This is a genomic window from Streptomyces sp. JLSY215 (assembly GCF_059682825.1).
Window position 1 is genome coordinate 2,271,777 of the sequence record NZ_CM185022.1, and the last position, 15,222, is coordinate 2,286,998.

The 15,222-nt window shown below is 69.2% G+C and carries 11 protein-coding genes and 1 tRNA gene; 5 read left to right on the forward strand and 7 right to left on the reverse strand.

The window, feature by feature from the left end; genetic code table 11:
* Positions 1 to 2 precede the first annotated feature (2 nt).
* Both AC5677_RS10190 and AC5677_RS10195 read left to right on the forward strand, forming a co-directional pair.
* Positions 3 to 929: an ABC transporter ATP-binding protein gene (locus AC5677_RS10190; RefSeq protein WP_497194697.1), complete on the forward strand. Its 927-nt coding sequence runs from the start codon at positions 3 to 5 to the stop codon at positions 927 to 929.
* The gene (locus tag AC5677_RS10195) at positions 926 to 1,642 is read left to right on the forward strand and encodes an ABC transporter ATP-binding protein (RefSeq protein ID WP_497194698.1); all 717 of its coding nucleotides are present in this window, start codon (positions 926 to 928) and stop codon (positions 1,640 to 1,642) included. The genes AC5677_RS10190 and AC5677_RS10195 overlap by 4 nt, the downstream gene beginning before the upstream one ends.
* 78 nt (positions 1,643 to 1,720) lie before the next feature.
* Here the strand turns inward: AC5677_RS10195 and AC5677_RS10200 are convergent, their stop codons facing one another.
* Positions 1,721 to 2,371: an ANTAR domain-containing response regulator gene (locus AC5677_RS10200; protein ID WP_497194699.1), complete on the reverse strand. Its 651-nt coding sequence runs from the start codon at positions 2,369 to 2,371 to the stop codon at positions 1,721 to 1,723.
* Positions 2,372 to 2,468: 97 nt separating this feature from the next.
* On the opposite strand from AC5677_RS10200, the gene AC5677_RS10205 reads away from it, so the two are divergent.
* Positions 2,469 to 2,541: transfer RNA gene (locus AC5677_RS10205), tRNA-Leu, on the forward strand.
* 110 nt (positions 2,542 to 2,651) lie between these two features.
* Complete coding sequence (locus tag AC5677_RS10210; RefSeq protein ID WP_497194700.1) at positions 2,652 to 3,425, forward strand: helix-turn-helix domain-containing protein; 774 nt, start codon at positions 2,652 to 2,654, stop codon at positions 3,423 to 3,425.
* Between the two features lie 91 nt (positions 3,426 to 3,516).
* Here the strand turns inward: AC5677_RS10210 and pyk are convergent, their stop codons facing one another.
* Complete coding sequence (gene pyk, locus AC5677_RS10215; RefSeq protein ID WP_497194701.1) at positions 3,517 to 4,953, reverse strand: pyruvate kinase; 1,437 nt, start codon at positions 4,951 to 4,953, stop codon at positions 3,517 to 3,519.
* Positions 4,954 to 5,098: 145 nt separating this feature from the next.
* A complete protein-coding gene (locus tag AC5677_RS10220; RefSeq protein WP_497194702.1) occupies positions 5,099 to 5,827 on the reverse strand; it encodes an SIMPL domain-containing protein in 729 nt (242 codons plus the stop codon).
* Between the two features lie 347 nt (positions 5,828 to 6,174).
* Here AC5677_RS10220 and AC5677_RS10225 point away from each other — a divergent pair, with 347 nt between their 5' ends.
* Positions 6,175 to 7,995: a bifunctional metallophosphatase/5'-nucleotidase gene (locus AC5677_RS10225; RefSeq protein ID WP_497194703.1), complete on the forward strand. Its 1,821-nt coding sequence runs from the start codon at positions 6,175 to 6,177 to the stop codon at positions 7,993 to 7,995.
* 49 nt (positions 7,996 to 8,044) lie between these two features.
* Here AC5677_RS10225 and AC5677_RS10230 read toward each other — a convergent pair whose 3' ends face one another.
* The 4 genes from AC5677_RS10230 to AC5677_RS10245 form a co-directional block, all read right to left on the reverse strand.
* Complete coding sequence (locus AC5677_RS10230; RefSeq protein WP_497194704.1) at positions 8,045 to 9,469, reverse strand: lysine N(6)-hydroxylase/L-ornithine N(5)-oxygenase family protein; 1,425 nt, start codon at positions 9,467 to 9,469, stop codon at positions 8,045 to 8,047.
* Positions 9,466 to 10,896 carry a pyridoxal phosphate-dependent decarboxylase family protein gene (locus tag AC5677_RS10235; protein ID WP_497194705.1) on the reverse strand — a complete coding sequence of 477 codons (1,431 nt, stop codon included), beginning with the start codon at positions 10,894 to 10,896 and terminating at the stop codon, positions 9,466 to 9,468. Before AC5677_RS10235 ends, AC5677_RS10230 begins: the two co-directional genes overlap by 4 nt.
* A 201-nt stretch (positions 10,897 to 11,097) precedes the next feature.
* Complete coding sequence (gene pepN, locus AC5677_RS10240; protein WP_497194706.1) at positions 11,098 to 13,629, reverse strand: aminopeptidase N; 2,532 nt, start codon at positions 13,627 to 13,629, stop codon at positions 11,098 to 11,100.
* Positions 13,630 to 14,245: 616 nt separating this feature from the next.
* Positions 14,246 to 15,121, reverse strand: a complete 876-nt coding sequence (locus AC5677_RS10245; protein ID WP_497196570.1) for a helix-turn-helix domain-containing protein — start codon at positions 15,119 to 15,121, stop codon at positions 14,246 to 14,248.
* Between the last annotated feature and the right edge of the window lie 101 nt (positions 15,122 to 15,222).

The following is a 15,222-nucleotide window of genomic DNA, read 5'->3' on the forward strand; positions in this document are numbered from 1 at the left end:
CCATGACCACACCCACCATCGCCACCACCGACGCCACCGTCCTCGAAGCCTCCGGCGTCACCATGCGCTTCGGCGGACTCACCGCCGTACGCGGCGTCGACCTCACCGTCGGCACCGGCGAAATCGTCGGCCTCATCGGCCCCAACGGCGCCGGAAAAACCACCTTCTTCAACTGCCTCACCGGCCTCTACGTGCCCACCGAAGGCACCGTCAGCTACCGAGGCACCCGCCTCTCCCGCAAACCCCACCTCGTCACCCAGGCCGGCGTCGCCCGCACCTTCCAGAACATCCGCCTCTTCGCCAACATGACGGTCCTCGAAAACGTCCTCGTAGGCCGCCACACCCGCACCAAAGAAGGCCTCTGGTCCGCCCTCCTCCGCGGCCCCGGCTTCAAGAAAGCCGAACGCGCCTCCGAGCAACGCGCCATGGAACTCCTGGAATTCACCGGCCTCGCCCACAAACGCGACCACCTCGCCCGCAACCTCCCCTACGGCGAACAACGCAAGCTCGAAATCGCCCGCGCCCTCGCCAGCGACCCCGGACTCCTCCTCCTCGACGAGCCCACCGCCGGCATGAACCCCCAGGAAACCCGCGCCACCCAGGACCTCGTCCTAGCCATCCGCGACCAGGGCACCGCGATCCTCGTCATCGAGCACGACATGCGGTTCATCTTCAACCTCTGCGACCGCGTCGCCGTCCTCGTCCAGGGCCAGAAACTCATCGAAGGCACCGCCGACGTCGTCCAGGCCGACGAACGCGTCGTCGCCGCCTACCTCGGCACCCCCATGGACGACACCCCGCCCACCCCGGAAAAAACCGCACCCCCGGACGACCCGGCCCCGGCGGCCCCACCCACCGGCACGAACACCGGCACAGAAACCGGCGCAGAAACCGGCGCAGACACCGGAGACACCGGAGACACCCCATGACCGCACTGCTCGAGGTCGAGGACCTCCGCGTCGCCTACGGCAAGATCGAAGCCGTCAAAGGCATCTCGTTTTCCGTCGAAGCCGGCCAGGCCGTCACCCTCATCGGCACCAACGGCGCCGGCAAGACCACCACCCTGCGCACCCTCTCCGGCCTCCTCAAACCACTCGCCGGAAAGATCACCTTCGACGGAGAACCCCTCGACGGCGTCCCCGCCCACAAAATCGTCGAACGCGGCCTCGCCCACTCCCCCGAAGGCCGCCGCCTCTTCCCCCGCCTCACCATCGAGGAAAACCTCCAGCTGGGAGCCTTCCTCCGCAAGGACGCAGCCGGCATCGAAAAGGACATCCAGCGCGCCTACGACCTCTTCCCCATCCTCGGCGAACGCAGAAAACAAGCCTCCGGCACCCTCTCCGGCGGCGAACAGCAAATGCTCGCCATGGGACGCGCACTCATGTCCCGCCCCAAACTCCTGATGCTCGACGAACCCTCCATGGGCCTCTCCCCGATCATGATGCAAAAGATCATGGAGACCATCCGCGAACTCCGCTCCCAAGGCACCACCATCCTCCTCGTCGAGCAGAACGCCCAAGCCGCGCTCTCCCTCGCCGACCAGGGCCACGTCATGGAAATCGGCCGCATCGTCCTCTCCGGAACCGGCGAACACCTCCTGCACGACGAATCCGTCCGCAAGGCCTACCTGGGCGAGGACTGAACCACCACACCCACCCACACGAAGCGGCCCCGCACCGATCACCATCGGTACGGGGCCGCTCACACGCTCCGGCGGACGCTAGTCCTTCTGCTGCTTCTTCTCCTCGGCGTCCTCGATGACCGCCTCGGCCACCTGCTGCATCGACAGCCGCCGGTCCATCGACGTCTTCTGGATCCACCGGAACGCCGCGGGCTCCGTCAGCCCGTACTGCGTCTGCAGAATGCTCTTCGCACGGTCCACGAGCTTGCGCGTCTCCAGCCGCTGGGTGAGGTCGGCGACCTCCTTCTCCAGCGTCTTCAGCTCCGTGAACCGGCTCACGGCCATCTCGATCGCCGGCACCACATCGCTCTTGGAGAACGGCTTCACCAGATACGCCATCGCGCCCGCGTCCCGCGCCCGCTCCACCAGCTCGCGCTGCGAGAACGCGGTGAGCATCAGCACCGGGGCGATGCTGTCCTCGGCGATCTTCTCGGCCGCCGAGATACCGTCCAGAACCGGCATCTTCACATCGAGGATCACCAGGTCGGGCCGGTGCTCCCGGGCCAGGTCGACGGCCGTCTGGCCGTCCCCGGCCTCACCGACGACGGTGTAGCCCTCCTCCTCCAGCATCTCTTTGAGATCGAGACGGATGAGGGCCTCGTCCTCGGCGATCACCACGCGGGTGGTCAGCGGGGGGACGTGCGACTGATCGTCGTCGGCGACGGGCGGCTGCGGCTCGGCGGCGCTCACGGGACTCCTCTTGCTGGCAGGTGGTGCCCCATGAGCCTACCTATCTCCTGTATGTTTGATGCACGGCGGGTCTCCGTTGACCTTCACTTCGAAGGATGCCCCGGTAGCCCAGCGGCAGAGGCGATGGTCTCAAACACCATATAGCGTGGGTTCGAATCCCACCCGGGGCACTTGATCTTCAAATCGAAGGTTCCGCAAAAGATTTGCGATCTTCACTCGGTTCAGTGAACATCCCTTCGATTCGGCGCGTCGCGGCTAAACGTGCAGCAACCTCGCTCGCATGTACGACTATGAGATCCGCGAGCGAGCCCTCCTACTGCTTCGGCAAGGCGTCACCAATCGCGTGGTTGCAGAGGAGCTGAACATCCCGCGCGGGACGATCGGCTGGTGGCGGCACGAAGACCGAAAGCGTCGAGGCGAGACGTTCGAACGCCCTCATGACTGCCCACGGTGCATCAAGCGGCCCTTTGACCACACGGCGTACGCGTACTTACTGGGGCTCTACCTCGGCGACGGTCACATCATCTCGAAGCCGAAGCAACATCACCTGTCTGTCTTCTGCGACGAAGCCTGGCCGGGCTTGATCCAAGCGGCCGAGGATGCCATGCGCAAGGTGATGGCACTGCCGAGCGTGAGACGACGCCACAGAAGCGGTTGCGTCGAGGTGAAGTCCTTCACTCAGCACTGGCAATGTCTGTTCCCCCAGCACGGCCCCGGCAAGAAGCATGGCCGTCCCATCACCCTCGAGCCATGGCAGCAGCAGATCGTGGACGACCACCCCTGGGCCTTCCTCCGCGGGCTGATCCATTCCGACGGATGTCGGATCACCAACTGGACGACGCGCATGGTCGGCGGGGAGCGGAAGCGCTACGAATACCCGCGGTACTTCTTCACCAACATGTCCGCCGACATCCTGCGGCTCTATACGGACACTCTCGACAAGGTCGGCGTGGAATGGAAGCCGGCGCGGCAGGCACGTGAAGCGGAGAACATCTCCGTGGCCCGCAAGGCCTCCGTCGCCCTCATGGACCAACACATCGGGCCGAAGTACTGACAGGGACGGCAGTCAGATACCTCGGCCCAGCGCATTCGGGGCGCAACTTCAGGGTGTTTCGGGGTACTTCCGGTACTTCAGGTACTGCGGGTTACTTCGGGGAGTCGTCCTCGCCGATGTGGTGCACGCGGACGAGGTTGGTGGAGCCGGGGACTCCGGGCGGGGAGCCGGCGGTGATGATGACGACGTCGCCCTTCTGGCAGCGGCCGATCTTCAGCAGCTGTTCGTCGACCTGGGCGACCATCTCGTCGGTGGAGTTGACGGTCGGGCCGAGGAAGGTCTCCACGCCCCAGCTGACGTTGAGCTGGGAGCGGGTGGCCGGGTCGGGGGTGAAGGCCAGGAGGGGGATCGGCGAGCGGTAGCGGGAGAGGCGGCGGACCGTGTCGCCGGACTGCGTGAAGGCGACGAGGAACTTGGCGCCGAGGAAGTCGCCCATGTCGGCGGCGGCGCGGGCGACGGCACCGCCCTGGGTGCGGGGCTTGTTGGCCTCGGTGAGCGGCGGGAGGCCCCTGGCGAGGAGGTCTTCCTCGGCGGCCTCGACGATGCGGCTCATCGTTTTGACGGTTTCGGTGGGGTATTTCCCGACGCTGGTCTCGCCGGAGAGCATGACGGCGTCGGTGCCGTCGATGACGGCGTTGGCGACGTCGGAGGCCTCGGCGCGGGTGGGTCGGGAGTTGTCGATCATCGAGTCGAGCATCTGGGTGGCGACGATGACCGGTTTGGCGTTGCGCCTGGCGAGCTTGATGGCGCGCTTCTGGACGATCGGGACGGCTTCCAGGGGCATTTCGACGCCGAGGTCGCCGCGGGCGACCATGATGCCGTCGAAGGCCGCGACGATGTCGTCGATGTGCTCGACGGCCTGGGGCTTTTCGACCTTGGCGATGACGGGGAGGAAGCGGTCTTCTTCGCGCATGATGCGGTGGACGTCTTCGATGTCGCGGCCGCTGCGGACGAAGGAGAGGGCGATGATGTCGGCGCCGGTGCGCAGGGCCCAGCGGAGGTCGTCCTGGTCCTTCTCGGAGAGGGCGGGGACGGATACGGCGACGCCGGGAAGGTTGAGGCCTTTGTGGTCGGAGACCATGCCGCCTTCGATGACCTTGGTGCGGACGCGGGGTCCGTCGACGCCGGTGACTTCCAGGGTGACCCTGCCGTCGTCGACGAGGATGCGTTCGCCGGGGGTGACGTCGTCGGCGAGGCCGGCGTAGGTGGTGCCGCAGAGCTGGCGGTCGCCTTCGATGGACGGCTCTACGGTGATGGTGAACTCGTCGTCGCGTTCAAGAAGTACGGGTCCTTCGCGGAATCGGCCGAGGCGGATCTTCGGACCTTGAAGGTCGGCGAGGATTCCGACGCTGCGGCGGGTTTCTTCGGATGCTTTGCGTACCCGTTCGTAGCGCGCTTCGTGGTCGGCGTAGGTGCCGTGGCTGAGGTTGAAGCGGGCGATGTCCATTCCGGCTTCGACGAGGGCTTTGATCTGCTCGTACGAGTCGGTGGCGGGTCCTAGTGTGCAGACGATTTTTGCTCGGCGCATGGTTCGACCCTATGACCTACCGGGCGGTAGGGAACTGTGAAGAGGTGACTGCTCAACGGCCGTTTGATGAAGGGCTGTTGACAAGTATTGGAATGGGCGTGAAGCCGCTCCGATGAGCGGAAATTCGCCTTCTCGGGGCGTCGTCTCATAGTGCGGGACGGGTCATGGTGAAGCGTGCGTTGACGGCGGCGTGGACGGTCTGGCGCTGGGGCTGGAGGTCGAGGGCGGGGGCGGAGCCGGGTGCGCCGCCGGGGTCCGGCGGGAGCGGGGGTGCGCCGTAGCCGCGCATGACGGGGGGTGCGGTCATGGGGGCGTTTTCGGCGCCGAGGTCGGCGAGTTCGACGAGGGAGTCGAGGCGGGCGCCGAGGGCTTCGGCGTATTCGCGGGCGCGCTGGACGGCTTCGTGGACGGCTTGGGTGCGGGCGGCGCGGTGGGCGGGTGAGTTGGGGCGCAGGGCCCACCAGGGGCCGGCGATGTGGGTGAGTTCGAGGTCGGCGAGGCGGGTGGTGAGTTCGCCGAGGGTGGTGAAGTCGTTGAGGGTGGCGGTGAGGTGGACGCTGCCGCGGTAGGTGCGGATGCGTTCGTTGCGGCCTTTGTCGGTGAGTTGGGGGTGGATGCTGAAGGCGCCGGTTTCGAGGTGTTCTACGGCGTTTCCGTAGCTTTTGATGAGGGTGAGGGCTTCGTCGTTGCGGCGGGCGAGGTCGGTGAGGGCGGCGTTGCGGTCGGTGCCGCGGGCGGTGACGGTGACGAAGACGCGGGCTATTTCGGGGTCGACTTCGAGGCGGGCTTCGCCGCGTACGGCGAGTCGGGGGGTGTCGGGGGTGCCGTAAGGGAGGGGTGTGGCGGGTTCTTGGGGGGTGGGGTCGGCGGGCATGGGCGCTCTCCAGTTCTGTGCTGTGCGTTCCGCACGCGGGGTTCGGGGTCGGCCGGGGGCATCTGGTGGTGAAGGGTCGCATATCGGGGGCGGGTTGGGGGTCGCGGTCGGATGGGGATCGGATGGGGCTACGCGTGAGGGGTGTTGCGGGAGGGGTGACTGCGCCAGAATCTACGCGCGTCACCTCCGTGCGTTGCCCGGTGCGCCGAAAGGACATCTCGGCGACGTACGTGCGTATTTGTTCGCATTCGTTCGCATTCATCCGTGTTCGTTGCCTTCCATTCGAGTTCATCGGTCTTCGTGGCAGTCAGATGGATTCGGCCGTGGGTATGTCCGAGGGAGTTGGCATGTCGTTCGACCGTAGGAAGTTCTTGGGGAGTTCCGTGGTGACGGGGGCCGGGGTGGCGCTCGCCGGGGCGGTGGGTGCGCCGGCGGCGGAGGCCGCGGCGGGGCGGGAGCCGGGCAGGGACGGGTCCGGTCACCGGGGTGACCGGTATGCCTTCACGGTCATGGGGACGACGGATCTGCACGGCAATGTCTTCAACTGGGACTACGCCACGGACGCCGAGTTCGATGATGCGGACCACAATGATGTGGGGCTGGCGAAGATTTCGACGCTGGTGGCGGATGTTCGGCGGGAGAAGGGCCGGCACAACACGCTGCTGATAGACGCCGGCGACACCATTCAGGGCACGCAACTGGCCTATTACTACGCCAAGGTGGACCCGATCACCGGGCCGAACGGTCCGGTGCATCCGATGGCGCGGGCGATGAATGCGATCGGCTATGACGCGGCGGCGCTGGGGAATCACGAGTTCAATTACGGGATCGAGGTGCTGCGGAAATTCGAGGAGAGCTGCGATTTCCCGCTGCTGGGGGCGAATGCGGTGGATGCGAAGTCGCTGCGGCCGGCGTTCCGGCCGTATGTGATGAAGCGGTTGCGTTCGCCGCGCGGGCGGGAGGTGAAGGTGGCGGTGCTGGGTCTGACGAATCCGGGCATCGCCTTGTGGGACAAGGCTCATGTGCAGGGGAAGCTGGCTTTTCCGGGGCTGGTGGAGCAGGCGGCGAAGTGGGTGCCGAAACTGCGGTCGATGGGCGCGGATGTGGTGCTGGTGTCGGCGCATTCGGGGATGAGCGGGACGTCGTCGTACGGGGATCAGCTGCCGTATGTGGAGAATGCGGCGGCGCTGGTCGCGGAGCAGGTGCCGGGGATCGATGCGATTTTGGTGGGGCATGCGCATGTGGAGGTGGCCGAGCGGCGGGTGGTGAACAAGCGGACGGGCCGTGAGGTGGTGCTGTCGGAGCCGCTCAAGTGGGGGCAGCGGCTGACGCTTTTCGATGTGGCGGTGGAGTGGCGCCGGGGGCGTTGGGAGGTGGAGTCGGTCGGATCGCGGGTCCTGAATGCGAATGCGGTGGCGGAGGATGCGCGGATCACGGGTCTGTTGCGGGCGGAGCATCGCAAGGTCGTGGCGTATGTGAACCGGGTGATCGGCCGGTCGAAGGCGGAGATGACCGCGGCCGAGGCGCCGGTGAAGGACACCCCGATTCTGGACTTCATTGCGTTTGTGCAGGCGGAGGTGGTGCGGAAGGCGCTGGCGGGGTCGGATTCCGCGGCGTTGCCGGTGTTGTCGCAGGCGTCGTGTTTTTCGCGTACGGCGAAGGTGCCGGAGGGGGATGTGACGATCCGGTCGATGGCGGCGCTGTATCCGTTCGACAACACGCTGGAGGCCCGGGTGCTGACGGGTGCGCAGGTGCGGGACTATCTGGAGTTCTCGGCGCGGTATTACGTGCAGACGGCGGCGGGTGGGCCGGTGGATCCGTCGAGGATCACGAATGCGGACGGGACGCCGGATTACAACTATGACGCGGTGTGCGGGGTGTCGTACGAGATCGATATCGCGAAGCCGGCGGGTCAGCGGATCGGGAAGCTGATGTGGCAGGGGAAGCCGGTGGAGGATGCGGCCCGGTTCGTGCTGGCGGTGAACAATTACCGGGCGAGCGGTGGCGGTAATTTCCCGCATGTGGCGGCGGCGAAGCAGGTGTGGTCGACGTCCGATGAGATCCGGAGTCTCCTGATCGGGTGGGTGCAGGAGGAGAAGGAGATCGACGGGTCGAGGTTTGCTTCACAGGACTGGCGGCTTACCCGGGACGGGGTGCCGGTGTTCTGAGGCCGGTTGGCGGCGGGGCGGCGGTGCCCTGGGGCATCGCCGCCGTGTGTCAGCCGCGGGGGACGAGGGTGGAGCCCTGTCGGGGGACCGTTCCGGTGCGGGTGGGGGTGGGCTGTTGGAGGCCGAAGGTGGTGAAGGCGGTGCGGGTGGGGAGGGGGTAGGCGGGGGTGTCGGTGAGGGTGTTGAGGATGGTGGCGCTGCGCCAGGCGGCGAGGCCGAGGTCGGGGGTGCCGACGCCGTGGGTGTGGGTTTCGGCGTTCTGGACGTAGATCGCGCCGGTGATGGAGGGGTCGAGGGCGAGGCGGTGGTGTGCGTCGACGCGGGGGCGGCCGGCGCGGTCGCGGCGTAGGTGGGGGTCGAGGGCGGCGAGGAGGGTGTCGAGGCGTCGTTCGCGGTAGCCGGTGGCGAGGACGACGGCGTCGGTGGTGAGGCGGGAGCGGGTGCCTTGCTGGGTGTGGTCGAGGTGGAGCTCGATCTTGGTGGTGCCTACGCGGCCTGCGGTGCGTACGGAGATGCCTGGGGTGAGGGTGGTGTCGGGCCAGCCGCCGTGGAGGGTGCGGCGGTAGAGCTCGTCGTGGATGGCGGTGAGGGTGTCGTGGTCGATGCCTTTGTGGAGCTGCCATTGGCCGGGGACGAGGGCGTCGCGTACGGATTCGGTGAGGGCGTGGAAGTAGCGGGTGTAGTCGGGGGTGAAGTGTTCGAGGCCGAGTTTGCTGTATTCCATGGGGGCGAAGGCGGGGGTGCGGGCGAGCCAGTGGAGGCCTTCGCGGCCGGTGGGGCGGGTGCGGAGCAGGTCGAGGAAGATTTCGGCGCCCGACTGGCCGGCGCCGATGACGGTGATGTGGTCGGCGGCCAGGAGGGTTTCGCGGTGGTCGAGGTAGTCGGCGGAGTGGATGACGGGGACGGTGGGGGCGTCGGCGAGGGGGCGTAGGGGTTCGGGGATGTGGGGGGTGGTGCCGATGCCGAGGGCGAGGTTGCGGGCGTGGGTGCGGCCGAGGGCTTGGGCTTCGCCGTCGGCGTCGAGCTGGGTGTAGTCGATTTCGAAGAGGGCGCGTTCGGGGTTCCAGCGGACGGCGTCGATGTGGTGGCCGAAGTGGAGTCCGGTGAGGTTTTCGCTGACCCAGCGGCAGTAGGCGTCGTATTCGGCGCGGTGGATGTGGAAGCGCTCGGCGAAGTAGAAGGGGTAGAGGCGTTCGCGGCTGCGGAGGTAGTTGAGGAAGGTCCAGGGGCTGGTGGGGTCGGTGAGGGTGACGAGGTCGGCGAGGAAGGGGACTTGGAGGGTGGCGCCGTCGATGAGGAGGCCGGGGTGCCAGTGGAAGGCGGGGCGTTGGTCGTAGAAGGCGGTGCGGAGGTGGGTGAGGGGGTGGGCGAGGGCGGCGAGGGAGAGGTTGAAGGGGCCGATGCCGATGCCGGCGAGGTCGAGGGGGGTGTCGGGGGTGTTGGTGTGCGGGCCGGTGGTGTCGGGAGGGGTCATCGGGGGGTGTGGCCTTCCACGAGTGTGAGGAGGGTGGTGAGGTCTCCGGGTTGGGTGTGGGGGTTGAGGAGGGTGGCTTTGAGCCAGAGGCCGGTGGGGGTGGTGGCGCGGCCGAGTACGGCGTGTCCGTCGGTGAGGAGGGTGCGGCGGATGGTGGCGAGGGTGGTGTGGTCGGCGTCGATGGGGCGGAAGAGGACGGTGGAGAGGGTGGGGCGGGAGTGGAGTTCGTAGCGGGGGTGGGCCTCGATGAGGTCGGCGAGGGTCTGGGCGGCGGCGAGGGTGCGGTCGATGAGTTCGCCGAGGCCGGTGCGGCCGAGTGCTTTGAGGGTGACGGCGATTTTGAGGATGTCGGGGCGGCGGGTGGTGCGCAGTGAGCGGCCGAGGAGGTCGGGGAGGCCGGCTTCGGTGTCGTCGTCGGCGTTGAGGTAGTCGGCCTGGTGGGCGAGGGGGGTGAGGGTGGCGGGGCCGGGGACGGCGAGGAGGCCGGCGGCGACCGGTTGCCAGCCGAGTTTGTGCAGGTCGAGGGTGACGGTGTGGGCGCGGTCGAGGCCTCGGAGGGCGGTGTGGTGGGTGGTGCTGAAGAGGAGGGGGCCGGCGTAGGAGGCGTCGATGTGGAAGCGGGCGTGGTGTTGTTCGGCGAGGTCGGCGAGGGCGGGGAGGGGGTCGATGGCGCCGGAGTCGGTGGTGCCGGCGGTGGCGACGAGGAGGAGGGGGCCGGTGCGTCCGGTGAGGGTGGTGAGGCAGGTGTGGACGGTGTCGGGGGTGAGGGTGCCGTCGGGGGTGGGGAGGGTGAGGGGTTCGGGGAGGCCGAGGAGCCAGGCGGCGCGGTGGAGGGAGTGGTGGGCGTTGGCGCCGCAGATGATCTGGAGGGGGGCGGGGGGGTCGTGGGGTTCGGTGGCGGATCCGTGGGGGGCGGCCTCGCGGGCGAGGAGGACGGCGAGCTGGTTGGATTCGGTGCCGCCGGTGGTGACGAGGGCGTCGGGGGCGGGGGCGTCGGGGTAGACGAGGGTGGCGAGTTCCCGGCAGGTGAGGGCCTCGAGTGCGGAGGCGGCGGGGGCCTGGTCCCAGGAGTCCATGGAGGGGTTGAGGGCGCCGGCGGCGAGGTCCGCGGCGGTGGCGAGGGCCAGCGGGGGGCAGTGCAGGTGGGCGGCGCAGCGGGGGTCGGCGGGGTCGGCGGAGCCGGCGGCGAGGGTGTGGACCAGGGTGCGCAGGGCGCGGTGGGCGCCGATGCCGTGTTCGGGGAGGAGGGGCGCGCAGGCGGTGCGTACGGCGTGGGTGACGGCGTCGGGTCCGCCGGGCGGGAGGGGGCCGGCGCGGTGTTCGGCGCCGGTGGTGAGGGCGTCGAGGACGGTGTCGAGGAGGGGGCGGAGTGCGCGGGGGCCGTCGGTGCCGCCTGCGAGGGCGGTCTCGGCAGGCGGCTGGGGCATCAATGCGCTCTTTTTCAGGGGGAGTTCGGGTGGCGGTCCGCTGGAGACCAAGGCCGCCCTAAGTTACTTTCCCTGCACGGTGTGTAGGCACCGGTCGCCGTACCACCACTCGTACGGGCGGTGGTACCACCCTTTTGTGTTACGGGCCTGCCGCAGTTGTTCGGGTGCCGCCGGACGGTGGTCCGGCGGCACCGTCCGGGTTCAGCTCTGGCCGGTGCGGACGTGCAACGCCCGGCGCAGGTCGTCGAGTTGGTCGATGAGTTTGCGGCGCAGGGCGGGGGTGGGGTCGGCTTCGGTGAGGCAGGTTTCGCCGAGGTGGAGGGTGTGCTGCTCGATGAGGGTGGGGAAGGCGTAGCGGCCAGCGGCTTCGGCGAGGGCGGGGCCGCGGTGGGCGGCGAGGGCGGGGGCGTCGGTGAAGTAGCGGGTGACGTAGGGGCGGAGCAGGTCGTGCTGTTCGGGGGCCCAGAAGCCGGTGGCGGTGGCGGTGAAGAGGTAGTTGGAGAGTGCGGCCTTGTCGTCGGTGGTGAACAGGGCGTTCCAGGCGGCTTGTTTGGCGTCGGGGTCGGGGAGGGCGGCGCGGCAGCGGGCGGCGCCCTGTTGTCCGGTGGCGCTGGGGTCGCGGGCGAGTTCGGCGTCGATGGTGTCGCGGAGGGCGGGGAGGGGGGTGGCGCCGAGAGTGGCGAGGCGGCCGAGGATGCGCCAGCGCAGTTCGGGGTCGAGGTCGGGGCCGCCGGGGACGGTGCCGTCGTCGAGCCATTCCTGGAGGGTTTCGGGGGTGGTGGCGCTGTCGACGCAGGCGCGTACGGCGCTCAGGCGCAGGCCGGTGGAGGTGCCGTGGGTGGGGCCTTCGGTGCGGCGGAGGATGTCTCGGCTGGTGGCGGTGAGGGTGGCGAGGGCGGTGTGGCGTTCGGCTGGGGGGAGGTAGCGGTCGGCGATCTGGGTGCGGGCGAAGGTGAGGACGCCCTGGACGATGGCGAGGTCGGTTTCGTGCGGGAGGTGGGTGCGGGCGGCGTCGAGGTAGGCGGTGGGGGCGAGTTCGCCGTCGCGGACCATGTCGCGGGCGGCGTTCCAGACGACGGCGCGGGTGAGGGCGTCGGGCAGGGCGGACAGGGCGCGGGCCGCGGTCTTCCAGGACTGGGGTGTGAACCGGATCTTGGTGTAGGTGTGGTCGCCGTCGTTGAGGACGACGAGGTCGGGGGCAGGCTTGGGGAAGGCGCGGTAGGTGTGGCCTTCTTCGGCGGGGATGTCGATCTCGAAGCGGTCGCGCAGGGCGAGGGGGCCTGTGTCGTCGGCGCCGCGGTCGTAGACGCCGACGGCGATGCGGTGGGGGCGGCTGCCGTGGTGTTCGACGTCCAGGCGCCAGGAGTCGTGGTTGACGCCGATGACGGGGGTGAGGGTGTCGACCCCGGTGGTGCGCAGCCAGTGTTCGGCCCAGGTGTGAACGTCGCGGTCGGTGGCGCGGGCGAGGGAGTCGATGAAGTCGGCGAGGGTGGCGTTGGCGAAGCGGTGCCGGGCGAAGTGGTCGTTGATGCCGGCGAGGAAGTCCTTCTCGCCCATCCAGGCGACGAGTTGGCGTAGTGCGGAGGCGCCCTTGGCGTAGGAGATGCCGTCGAAGTTGAGGAGGGCGGAGGCCGTGTCGGGGACGTCGTCGGGGGCGGGGGCCACGGGGTGGGTGGAGGGCCGCTGGTCGGCGTCGTAGCCCCAGCCCTTGCGGCCGATGGCGAAGTCGGTCCAGGTGTCGGTGAAGCGGGTGGCTTCGGCGAGGACCTGGTATCCCATGTATTCGGCGAAGGATTCGTTGAGCCAGATGTCGTCCCACCACTGGAGGGTGACGAGGTCGCCGAACCACATATGGGCCATTTCGTGGGAGATGACCATGCCGCGGGTCTGGCGTTCGGTGTCGGTGACGGCGGAGCGGTAGATGAATTCGTCGCGGAAGGTGACGAGTCCGGGGTTTTCCATGGCGCCGGCGTTGAATTCGGGGACGAACGCCTGGTCGTAGGAGTCGAAGGGGTAGGGCTCGTCGAAGATCTGGTGGTAGCGGTCGTAGCAGCGGCGGGTGATGTCGAGGATTTCGTCGGCGTCGGCGTCGAGGTGCGGGGCGAGGGAGCGGCGGCAGTGGATGCCGAAGGGCAGTCCGGCGTGTTCGGTGCGTACGGAGTGCCAGGGGCCGGCGGCGACGGCGACGAGGTAGGTGGAGATGAGAGGGGTGGGGGCGGCCTGCCAGGTGCCGTTGCCGAGGTGTTGGGTGATGCCGTTGGCGAGGACGGTCCAGTTTTCGGGGGCCTTGAGGGTCAGCGCGAAGACGGCTTTGAGGTCGGGCTGGTCGAAGGCGCCGAAGACGCGCTGGACGTCTTCCATGAACAGCTGGGTGTAGGCGTAGGTCTCGCCGTCGGCGGGGTCGGTGAAGCGGTGCATGCCTTCGCCGGTGCGGGAGTAGCGCATGGTGGCGTCGAGGCGGAGTTCGTGGTCGCCCGCGGTGAGGCCGGTGAGGGGGAGGCGGTTGTCGTCGAGGGCGGCGGGGTCGATCCGGTGGCCGTCGAGGGTGACGGTGTGCAGTTCGGCGGGCTTGATGTCGACGAAGGTGTCGCCGGGCTCGCGTGCGCTGAAGTGGATGACCGTGCGGGATCCGAAGTGCTCCTCGCCCTGGGTGAGGTCGAGGGTGATCTCGTAGCGGTGGACGTCGATGAGCCGGGCTCGGGTCTGCGCCTCGTCGCGCTGCAGTGCGGGCATGAGGTCATGCTGCCATCGGGGGTGCGGGGGCGCATGGGTGTTGGGGGCGGGGGTGCGGGGTCCGTTGTGCCGCGGGTTGTTGTGCGTCGCCGGGCCTGGTGGGGGCGGGTGTGGAGCGGGGTTCGTTGGTGCCGCGGGGGGGGCCGGAGGGGACGCACGGGTGTCCGTCCTCGGGCCGGGCGCTTCTGGTCCGTAGGAAGGGCGGCCCCCCGTTCGCTCCGGTCCCTGCGGGCGGACACCCGTACATCCCCTCCGGCCTACGTGTCCCGTCTGCAGCCCGGTGGCACTGCCCGTACCGGCCCAGGGAGACGACGGGTACGCCGCATCGCATCGCCTCGCCCCGTGCCTTGCCGTGCCGCATCGCATCGCGTCGCGTCGCCTCGGGCCGTGCCGTGGTGTGGTGTGGTGTGACGGTGATCGGTACGGCGGGACGGTCGCCCGCGTCGGTCGCCGGAGGGGATGTCCCGTAACCCGCCCGCAGGGACCGGAGCGGACACCGGGGTTCCTGTGTCCGGGACCAGAAGCGCCCGGCCCGAGGACGGGTTACGGGGCGTCCCCTCCGGCCCCACCCACCAAGCCACGGCCAACCGGCCCGCCCCCACGGCGAGTGGCCCGTTCAGCGGACCAGCGGCGGATTGTCCGGGTCCGGGATGCGGGTGGACCAGCCGCCGGGGACGCTGTGGGCCTGGCGGTCGCGGAAGCGTACGGGGGCGGTGCCGACGCGGCGGGTGAACAGGCGGCTGAAGTAGGCGGGGTCGTCGTAGCCGACGCGGCGGGCGATGGCGGCGACGGGGAGTTCGGTGGCGATGAGGAGTTCCTTGGCGCGGCCGAGCCGGATGCCGAGGAGGTAGTCCTTGGGGCTGCAGCCGGCGCCGCGGCGGACGGCGGTGCGCAGGGCGGCGGGGGTCATGCCGTGGCGGGCGGCGTGTTCGGCGACGGAGAGGGGGAGGAAGGCGTCGCGGGCCAGGGCCGTCAGGACGGGGTCGCCGTCGGCGTCGGTGTCGGCGCGGGCGCGGCGCAGGACGACGAGGAGTTCGTGGACGGCGGCGGAGGTCTCCACCTCCAGCAGGGGGTTGCCGCGCCGGGCGGCTCGCGCGATCTTGCCGATGGCGGTGCGGGCGGGGCCGGTGTCGGCGAGTGGGACGACGGGGCAGTCCGGTTCGATGTAGCCGAGTTCGGTGTAGGTGGTGGTGGCGGTGCCGGTGAAGTCGACGAAGCTTTCGTCCCAGCCGGTGTGGGGGTCGGCGGCGTAGTGGTGGGTGACGCCCGGGATGATCCAGAGGAGGGCGGGGGCGGTGACCTGCCGGCGTCGTCCGTCGTGGGTGGTGAACCAGCCGCGGCCGGCGCTGATGACGACGGCGACGTGGTGGTCGAGGGTGCGTGGGCCGACGGTGGGCAGTGTGCCGTGCTGGAGTCCGACGCCGAGGCAGACCAGGCCCAGCCGGTGGTGGACCGGGCTGGGGGTGAAGTACCGCATCCAGGTGTGGTAGATGGCCGGCCCTTCCGTCGCTGTGGGGGGTGCGTCGGTGTGTGTGGTGCGTGCCGCTTCGTCCAATCAGCGCCGATCTTTGTCCATGGACCGCCGCGCCGCCA